Annotated in this window: 2 protein-coding genes; one reads left to right on the top strand and one right to left on the bottom strand. The window is 71.4% G+C overall.

The annotated features are described in order from the left end of the window. On the bottom strand, positions 1 to 1406 hold a 1406-nt coding region (locus WA805_RS21465), incomplete at its 3' end, for an AAA family ATPase (RefSeq protein ID WP_425243225.1). Positions 1407 to 1571: 165 nt separating this feature from the next. Here WA805_RS21465 and WA805_RS21460 point away from each other — a divergent pair. Further along, a partial coding sequence (locus WA805_RS21460; RefSeq protein WP_425243224.1) for an MFS transporter occupies positions 1572 to 2037 on the top strand: 466 nt, incomplete at its 3' end.

Here is a 2037-nt window from a genome sequence, read left to right as displayed (position 1 = left end):
GGGGAGGCCAGGAATCGGGCCTGCTCGATGACGCTGGCCAGGTGACCGCGCCGCCTGGCCAGCGACAGCTTCAGCGATGCGATCGCCACCTGGAGGTGGCGCCGGCGACTTGGCGGCGTCGTCTCGGCGTACGTCTCGGCGACCGCCAGGTGGGCGGCCGCCTCGTCCAGGCGCCCCTGGGCAAGGTCACCCATCGCGCGCACCAGCGCCAGCCCGGGGTAGTCCGTGCCTGGCGGGAAGGCCCCCGCCAGCGCCTGCATGGTCTGCGCCTGCCCGTCGAGGGTCAGGCTGAACGAATGGTCGGCGAGCAGCTGGGCCGCCTCCGGCCAGTCGCCGGCCGCCTGAGTGTGCCGGATCGCCTCGGCCTCGTGGCCCTGCGAGGTGAACCATCCGGCGGCGAGCCGGTGCAGCGCCGGCACTTCCGCGGGCAGCGTCCTGCGCAGCTGCAGCCGGAGCATGTCCCCGAATAGGCGGTGGTAGCGGAACCAGGCGCGCTGAGGGTCGAGCGATTCGACAAACGCGTTCGCGTCCTCCAGCTCCAGCAGGATCCGCTCCGAGCCCGGGCGGCCGGTCAGCAGATCTGCCAGCTCGCCGTTGACGCGATCGAGCAGGGAGGTGCGCAGCAGCAGATCCTGGACGTCGGGCGGCTGGCGGTCGAGCATCTCGGCGAGCAGGTACTCGGCGACCGTGCGGTCGCTGCCGGAGAACTCCGCGACGAACCGCTCCGGGTCGGGGTGGCCGGCCAGCGAGAGGGCCGCGAGCCGCAGGCCCGCCGCCCACCCCTCGGTCCGCTGGTGCAGCAGCGCCGCCCCGGCCGCGGACAGCGCGATGCCCGAGGCGTCGAGCAGCTCTCGGGTCTCGCGCTCGGTGAAGCGCAGGTCGGCCGCGCGGATCTCGGCCAGCTCGCCGGCCAGGCGCAGCTGATGCAGCCGCAGCCGCAGATCGTGACGCGTGGTCAGGATGGCGTGCGCGTGCGGGGGAAGGCTGACCAGCAGCTGGGTGAGCTGAGAGAGTGCTGCTGGCGAGGTCAGCTCGTGGAGATCATCAATAACCAGCATGATGTCGCCGGGAGCATCGGCGAGCTCCGATAGCACCCGGTCGACCATTGCCGGTGCGTTGAAGTCGGGTGTCGCTGCTTGCGGTTCCGCACGGCCGTCAGTGGCCGAAGCGTGGCGGACCGCGTCGAGCAGGGCAAGCCAGAACTGCTGGGCGTCCTGCTGATCGCGTTGCACCCGCAGCACGGTGAGCCGGTACCGCTGATCCGGACGGTCGGCCCACGCGCGCAGCAGCGACGTCTTCCCGCTGCCAGCCGGAGCCGAGATGATCGTCACCTTCCGGGCCGCCGCGCGATCCAGGGCAGCGAGAAGACCATCCCGGCCGATCAGCCGGTGAGTTGCTGGAGCCACCGTCAACGGCCCGCCTTCATGTCACGCCCGAGCACCTTCCCCTCGGTACCAGGCCAGCGCGCGTGCTGTCAACGGCGCGCGAATCACCGGGATCCGGTGATGGCCGCTCACATGGCTGGCGGCAAGCGTGAACCCATCGCGAAGCTGAGATTCAAGGGAGATACCGTGACCTCGCCAGCCTCCGGCGCGGACAGCGCATCCGACCTGCCTGACTACGCGCCCACCACCCGGTCGGCGCAATCCGAGACCGGGCATGCGGCCGCACCCGCCGCCACGGCCGGCGGCAACCGCCGCCTCGGCCTGGCTCTGCTGGTCATCGCCACCGCCCAGCTCATGGTCGTGCTCGACGCGACCATCGTGAACGTAGCCCTCCCGCACATCCAGCAGGCACTTGGCTTCTCTGGCAGCGGACTGGAGTGGGTGGTGAACGCCTACGCGGTCACCTTCGGTGGCCTGCTGCTGCTCGGCGGCCGCGCCGGTGACATCCTTGGCCGGCGGCGGGTATTCGTGTTCGGGCTGCTGCTGTTTTCTGCCGCGTCGCTGTTCGGCGGCTTCGCCACGAGCCAGGCCTGGCTGCTTACCGCCAGGGCGGTGCAGGGCGTCGGCGGCGCGGTGATCGCGCCGACCGCGC

Source organism: Trebonia sp. (assembly GCF_049794275.1).
Lineage (GTDB): Bacteria > Actinomycetota > Actinomycetes > Streptosporangiales > Streptosporangiaceae > Trebonia.
Note: the sequence above shows the minus strand (reverse complement) of the source record. Positions and strands in the feature narration are given on the sequence as shown.